The organism is Streptomyces sp. NPDC048277 (genome assembly GCF_040652235.1).
Classification (GTDB): Bacteria; Actinomycetota; Actinomycetes; order Streptomycetales; family Streptomycetaceae; genus Streptomyces.
The window spans coordinates 155,242-162,036 of the sequence record NZ_JBEZLQ010000018.1 but is presented as its reverse complement, the minus strand read 5'-3'; the positions used below and the strand labels follow the sequence as shown (position 1 = coordinate 162,036).

Below are 6,795 nucleotides of genomic sequence, written 5' to 3'. Positions count from 1 at the left end.
TGGCGGCCAGCACGAACGCGCCCGTGCACAGCCCGACTATGCGGGCCCCTTCTTCATGGGCGCGGCGCAGCGCGTCCAGCGCTTCTTCGGGCGGCGGCGCGGTGATCGAGCGCCAGGCCGGTACGACGACCGTGCCGGCGCGTGAGATCGCCTCCAGGCCGTGTGGCGCGGTGAGTTCCAGGCCCCCTGTGGTCCGCAGCGGGCCTTCCTCGCCGCCGCACACCAGCAGTCGGTAGCGCGGCACTCCGGCGTCCTGGCGGTCTATCCCGAACACCGAAAGCGGTATGGAACTCTCGAAGATGGGGCCGCCGCTGAACAGCAGCACCGCGACGATCTCCTTGCGGCGTCGCCCGGAAAGTTTCCGGGCCGCGGCTTCCGGCGCGGCAGTGGAGTCGTGGCTCATCCTGCTAAGCCCCCCTCGGTGGTCGCGGCTCCTCGGTTGTGTCGCTCCTGCACGTTTCCCCTCGGTCCTGCACGAGTCCCCCGCCGTAAGACGTCAAGATCGAATCTACTGGTTTCCGCGGTGTCGCGTTGACCAGTTCGACACGCCGTCGATTGTCGACATGACAACTTGGCGTGAAGCATTCGATCACGAAGCGTTGCACTCACAGGCCGTGCAGGGAAGTGCGCCTCGTCGTAGTGGCCAAACCGCGTAGGGTGCGCAGGCCCTCCAGGACCCTTTCCGTGCAGGTGGAACGGGGGTTGGGGGGGAGGGGGGACCCCCCTTGCACAGTGTCGGGAAGTTGGCTGAAAAGAGGCGTCCGCGTGCACGGAAACCGGTCAGTCGACCGGTGTAGTTCCCTTGGTGTGACGTCCGCCTCCTCGGACCCCCGTTCTGCGCTCCGTCCCGTGCGCCGTTCCGCGCGCCGCCGCGCACTCGGAGCGGCGCAGCAGGAACCGGCACGCGGCCGTGACGGCGGCCAGACCGAGGGCCGTACCGGCCGCACCGGCCGGCGAGGTGCCGTACCAGAGAAGCACCACGGGGACGAGGGCGCAGGAGAACGCGGCCCAGCGGATCACGTCGCCCGCGGTGTCCGGGGCGGTGCCCGGGGCGGGGTGCGGTTCGCGGGTGGTGGGACGCGGTCCGGACATCGTCGTACTCCTTGTGGTACTCCGTCGTACTCCTTTGTGGTGCACTCGTCCTGTGATCAACGCCCGTGGGAGCGGTCGGTCACCGTGCGTGGGCCCCGGCCCTGTCCGAATCCTGTGCAAACCGCCTGTACGGGGCAGCAACCATTGCGTTACGGGCGCGCCTCGTGCATGCTCCGGGGAACCCCTAACCGACTCCGGGGAACGTCCCCTACGGAGAGTGCGCGGGATCTGGGCTGAGGAGGCGTGCCGCCGTACCCTTGGGGGTATGGGGTTGGGAAGATGTTTCCCGGACACAGCTCCGCCGCACACTGTCGTCCCTCCCCTACACAAGGATCCCAACGCCGAGACAGCCATGGCCGGTCACGAATTCTTCGATCCAGCGGACCGCAAGCGGCCGGTCGCCGACCCCACGGCGGCCGATGCGCTGGCGGCGGAAGAGGCACGCCCTTCCTGCGATCCCGCCTTCAAACACGGGGTGGTCGTCGGCTTCGACGGCTCCACCTCCAGTGAGCGCGCCCTCGCCTATGCGATCGGGATGGCACACCGCTCCCGCACAGGGCTGATCATCGTCCATGTCGCCAACCGACTGCCGACCACCGTGTGGGCCGGCTGCGAGCCACCCGTCTTCGTCGACGTGCCGGACCACCGCACCGAGGTGCTCGGTCTCGAACTCGCCTGCGCCGACTATCTGTCCGAAGTGCCCTGGATCCTCGTCGAGCGCGGCGGCGACATCTGCCATGAACTCGAAGAGGTGGGGCGGGAGTACGAGGCGGACGCGATCGTCGTGGGGTCGACCCACGGGATCGTCGGCCGGATCTTCGGCTCCGTCGCCGGACGGCTCGCGAAGCGGGCCAAGCGGCCCGTCGTTGTCATTCCGTAACTCCCCGTTCTCCCAGGTGAGATGTCCTGTGGGAACGGTCCGGCTCCCTTCGTGCAGTGCCCGAATTTTCTGGCGTGCAGAGGTGTTTGTGCCCTTGTGAAGGGCATATATCGGTCACCGCGCACAACTGCACAAAGCATGAAGGGAGCCCGCCGTGGACAACGACGTCTCTGCGGGAAGCGGAACCACTACCGTGGCCGGCCGACTCGCCCTGGGAATCACCCTGTTGGCGTTCGGCCTCGGCACCACCGGCGTGATCGACAACGTCACCACGTCCGACGCCGTGTCAGTCGCCCATTACGTGGGCGGAGTCGCCCTCTTCCTCGTCGGCCTGCTGGCCTTCCGTGACCGTGACGCCGCGAACGGCACGGGCTATGTGGCCCTCGGCGCGCTCTGGTTCACCTGGGCCGTCTCCTCCGGAGGCCATTCCTCGGCCAACGGGGCCGGGCTCTTCCTGCTCCTCTTCGCCCTCGTGGCCCTGTCGTTGACCCTCGCGGGCGGCGACCAGCTCGGACAGGCCATGCACGGGCTGCTGTTCCTGGCGATGCTGCTCCTCGCGGTCGCGAGCTTCGCCGACAGTTCGTCACTGACGAAGGTCGGCGGGTGGGTTGCCGCGGCGGCGGGGGCGGTCGCCTGGTACGCCGCGACGGCCGCGCTCGCGCACTGGCCGACGGTGCTGCCGAGGCGGGCTGCCGGTCGTGGGGTGACGGCCCACGGCTGAAATGGCAGCCGACGCCGGGGAGTTGGGCGTCCCCGGCGATCCAATGAGCGGACCCCCCGTGGCTTTCGGGCACACGTGGGGGTCCGTTCGGTTGTGCGGCCGGTGGGGGCTGGCCGCGCAGTTCCCCGCGCCCCTTTGGGGCGCGTTGATGCTGACGGCGATTCAGCGCCCCGTCAGGGGCGCGGGGAACTGCGCGAGCAACCCCCACGCACCCGCACGGACAATGCGGCCGCCCTACTCCACCGTCACCGACTTCGCCAGGTTCCGCGGCTTGTCGATGTCGCGGCCCAACGCCTTCGCCGTGTGGTACGCGAGGAGTTGGAGGGGGATGCCCATCAGGATCGGGTCCAGCTCGTCCTCGTTCTTCGGGACGACGATCGTGCGGTCCGCCTTCTCCTGGTGCTGGTGGGCCACCGCCAGGATCTTGCCGCTGCGGGCCTTGATCTCCTCCAGGGCCGCGCGGTTCTTCTCCAGGAGGTCGTCGTCGGGGACGATCGCCACCGTGGGGAGGGCCGGCTCGATGAGGGCCAGGGGGCCGTGCTTGAGCTCGGACGCCGGGTACGCCTCCGCGTGGATGTAGGAGACCTCCTTGAGCTTCAGGGAGGCCTCACGGGCCACCGGGTAGCCCCGGACGCGGCCGATGAAGAGCATCGAGCGGGCCTCGGCGTACTCCGCGGCCATCTTCTCGATCTCCGCCTCCTGCGCGAGGATCTCCGAGATCTGGGCCGGCAGCTTGCGCAGGCCCTCGATGATCCGCTTGCCGTCGCGGACGGAGAGGTCCCGGATACGGCCGAGGTGGAGGGCGAGGAGAGCGAAGGCGACCGTGGTGTTCGTGAAGCACTTCGTGGAGACGACGCAGACCTCGGGGCCCGCGTGCACGTACGTGCCGCCGTCCGCCTCGCGGGCGATCGCCGAGCCCACCACGTTCACCACGCCCAGCACCCGCGCGCCCTTGCGCTTCAGCTCCTGGACGGCGGCGAGGACGTCGTACGTCTCGCCGGACTGGGAGACCGCGATGTACAGGGTGTCGGGGTCGACGACCGGGTTGCGGTAGCGGAACTCGGAGGCCGGCTCGGCGTCCGCGGGGATACGGGCCAGCTCCTCGATCATCTGGGCGCCGATCATGCCCGCGTGGTACGACGTGCCGCAGCCGAGGATCTTCACGCGGCGCACGGCACGCGCGTCGCGGGCGTCGAGGTTGAGGCCGCCGAGGTGCACGGTGGAGAAGCGGTCGTCGATCCGGCCGCGCAGCACGCGGTCGACCGCGTCGGGCTGCTCGAAGATCTCCTTGTGCATGTACGTGTCGTGGCCGCCCATGTCGTACGACTCGGCCTCCCACTCCACGGTGGTCGGCTCGGCCGTCGTGCGGGTGCCCTCGGTGGTGTAGGTGCGGAAGTCGTCGGCCTTGAGGGTGGCCATCTCGCCGTCGTCGAGGGTCACTATCTGGCGGGTGTGGGTGACGAGCGCCGCGATGTCCGAGGCGACGAACATCTCCTTGTCGCCGATGCCGAGGACCACCGGGGAGCCGTTGCGGGCCACCACGATCCGCTCGGGGAAGTCGGCGTGCATGACCGCGATGCCGTACGTGCCCTCGATCAGGCGCAGCGCCTGGCGGACCTTCTCCTCCAGGGTCTCCGCCTGGGAGCGGGCGATCAGGTGGGTGAGGACCTCGGTGTCGGTCTCGGAGAGGAACTCGATGCCGTCCGCCTCCAGCTTGCGGCGCAGCTCCGCGGCGTTGTCGATGATGCCGTTGTGGACGACGGCGACCTTCTGGTCGGCCGACATGTGCGGGTGGGCGTTCACGTCGGAGGGGGCGCCGTGGGTGGCCCAGCGGGTGTGGGCGATACCGGTGGTGCCCTTGAAGCGCGCCGGGACCTTGGCCTCCAGGTCCCGGACCCGGCCCTTGGCCTTGACCATCTTCAGGCCGCCGGTCTTCGGGGTGGTGACGACGATGCCCGCCGAGTCGTAACCGCGGTATTCCAGCCGCTGGAGACCTTCGAGGAGAAGGGGGGCGACATCACGCTTACCGATGTATCCGACAATTCCGCACATATATAGGTGTTCCGTATTCCTCAGCCGTAGAAGGTCATCCGTAGACAAGGCGGCGCAACTGCCGGAGGGTGAACTCCGGCGGGGCGACCGCCCGGTACTTGAGATCCGCGGCGATCCGGTCGAAGATCTCCGCGTTCACCAGGCCTTCCGCCTGGAGCTCGCGGTGGCGGCGCCGGACGTAGTCCCCGGCCGTCTCGTCGAAGTAGGCGAGCACGTCCTGGATCACCCGCAGCGCCTCGCCCCGGCTCAGGGGCGTGGACCGCGTCAGATGATCAACGAGTTCGTCGTGCACCCGGTAGATCCTGGAGTACCGCCGTCGGTTTCGCAAGAATCCTGCCCGATTCCGGGCAGCGGCCTGTTGAATCTCTTATGGGGCTCTGTTCGCAGCCTGTCCATCCTGTGTCTTGCGCCACGTTGCTTGTGGAGACGATTTTCAGACGCCATGGACATTCCTCGTATGGGCGTACCCGATGAGCTCGCCGACCGCAGCATGGCCGAGCAGCACGAGTACCTCCGCGCCAAGTTCTCCCGGCGCTCGATGATCAGAGGCGGCGCCGTGACCCTCGGCGCCGTCACGGGCGGCTCCTTCGTACTGGGCGGCACCGCCCAGGCCGCCGTTCCCACCCAGTCCACCGCCCCCGCCACCGAGCAGGTCGACGGCGCCCTCGTCGCCCCCTTCGGCCGGCACCTCGCCTTCGGCACCGACGCCGGCACGGAGATGACGATCTCCTGGCAGGTCCCCGTCGCCGTCAAGAACCCGTTCGTGCGCATCGGCGCCCACCCCTGGGACCTCTCGCGCAAGATCCCGGCCGAGGTCCGCACCCTCTACACCCCGGCCGGTGTCGGTGCCAGCGCCGACCGCACCCAGTACTACCTCCACGCCCAGCTGGCCAACCTGCGCCCCGGCAAGACCTACTACTACGGCGTCGGCCACGAGGGCTTCGACCCGGCCGAGGCGCACCTGCTCGGCACCCTGGGCACCTTCACCACCGCCCCCGACTGCCGGACGCCGTTCACCTTCACGGCCTTCGGCGACCAGGGCGTCAGCTACCACGCCCTCGCCAACGACAGCCTGATCCTGGGCCAGAACCCGAGCTTCCACCTGCACGCCGGCGACATCGCCTACGGCGACCCGGCGGGCCAGGGCAAGGCGACCGACACCGGCTTCGACTCGCGCATCTGGGACCAGTTCCTCGCCCAGACCGAGTCCGTCGCCAAGTCCGTGCCGTGGATGGTGTCGTACGGCAACCACGACATGGAAGCCTGGTACTCGCCCAACGGCTACGGCGGCGAGGAGGCCCGCTTCACCCTGCCCGACAACGGGCCGGACAAGGCGAACCTGCCGGGCGTCTACTCCTTCGTCTACGGCAACACCGCGATCATCTCGCTCGACCCGAACGACGTCTCCTTCGAGATCCCGGCCAACCTCGGCATCTCGGGCGGCACGCAGACCACGTGGTTCGAGGGCCAGCTGAAGAAGTTCCGGGCCTCGAAGGACATCGACTTCATCATCGTGTTCTTCCACCACTGCGCCTACTGCACCTCCACGGCGCACGCCTCGGAGGGGGGCGTGCGACAGGAGTGGGTGCCGCTGTTCGAGAAGTACACGGTGGACCTGGTCATCAACGGCCACAACCACCAGTACGAGCGCACCGACGTGATCAAGGGCAACGCCGTCGTCAAGAAGCTCCCGATCGGCGAGACGGCCTACTCCGACACCGAGGGTGTCGTCTACGTCACCGCGGGCGCGGCCGGCCGCAGCCTCTACGCGTTCACCGCCCCCGACTCCTACGAGGGCCACCTGAACGAGGTCGACTCCGTCGCCTCCTTCATCAACACCAAGGACGGCAAGGTCAACGAGACCGTCACCTGGTCCCGGGTGCGCTACCTCAACTACTCCTTCCTGCGCGTCGACGTGGAGCCCGCCTCGCGCGGCCGCTACGCCAAGCTGAACGTGTCGGGCATCGCCGAGACCGGCGACCGCATCGACCACTTCACGGTGGCCCGCAAGGCCAAGTGAGCAGCAGGCAGTAAGCAGTAACCGGCGGGC

6 protein-coding genes and 1 pseudogene are annotated in these 6,795 nt (G+C 68.7%); 3 read left to right on the top strand and 4 right to left on the bottom strand.

Annotated elements, in window-relative coordinates; translation table 11 throughout:
* Both AB0D85_RS33745 and AB0D85_RS33740 read right to left on the bottom strand, forming a co-directional pair.
* A pseudogene (locus AB0D85_RS33745) lies at positions 1 to 403 on the bottom strand (AraC family transcriptional regulator); the annotation flags it as partial.
* Between the two features lie 377 nt (positions 404 to 780).
* Positions 781 to 1,092: a hypothetical protein gene (locus tag AB0D85_RS33740; protein WP_362328640.1), complete on the bottom strand. Its 312-nt coding sequence runs from the start codon at positions 1,090 to 1,092 to the stop codon at positions 781 to 783.
* Positions 1,093 to 1,444: 352 nt separating this feature from the next.
* Between AB0D85_RS33740 and AB0D85_RS33735 the strand changes: the two genes are divergently transcribed.
* Both AB0D85_RS33735 and AB0D85_RS33730 read left to right on the top strand, forming a co-directional pair.
* Positions 1,445 to 1,972 (top strand): universal stress protein, encoded by a 528-nt coding sequence (locus tag AB0D85_RS33735; RefSeq protein ID WP_046731599.1) that lies wholly within the window; start codon positions 1,445 to 1,447, stop codon positions 1,970 to 1,972.
* A gap of 154 nt (positions 1,973 to 2,126) precedes the next feature.
* Positions 2,127 to 2,693, top strand: coding sequence for a GPR1/FUN34/YaaH family transporter (locus tag AB0D85_RS33730; RefSeq protein WP_362328637.1), 567 nt, complete (start codon positions 2,127 to 2,129; stop codon positions 2,691 to 2,693).
* A gap of 234 nt (positions 2,694 to 2,927) precedes the next feature.
* Here the strand turns inward: AB0D85_RS33730 and glmS are convergent, their stop codons facing one another.
* Together glmS and AB0D85_RS33720 are read right to left on the bottom strand one after the other, a co-directional pair.
* The gene (gene glmS / locus AB0D85_RS33725; RefSeq protein ID WP_362328635.1) at positions 2,928 to 4,745 is read right to left on the bottom strand and encodes a glutamine--fructose-6-phosphate transaminase (isomerizing); all 1,818 of its coding nucleotides are present in this window, start codon (positions 4,743 to 4,745) and stop codon (positions 2,928 to 2,930) included.
* 34 nt (positions 4,746 to 4,779) lie between these two features.
* Entirely contained in the window at positions 4,780 to 5,037 is a 258-nt protein-coding gene (locus AB0D85_RS33720; protein WP_362328633.1) for a hypothetical protein, read from the bottom strand.
* 165 nt (positions 5,038 to 5,202) lie between these two features.
* On the opposite strand from AB0D85_RS33720, the gene AB0D85_RS33715 reads away from it, so the two are divergent.
* Complete coding sequence (locus AB0D85_RS33715; protein ID WP_362328631.1) at positions 5,203 to 6,765, top strand: metallophosphoesterase family protein; 1,563 nt, start codon at positions 5,203 to 5,205, stop codon at positions 6,763 to 6,765.
* Positions 6,766 to 6,795: the final 30 nt, after the last annotated feature.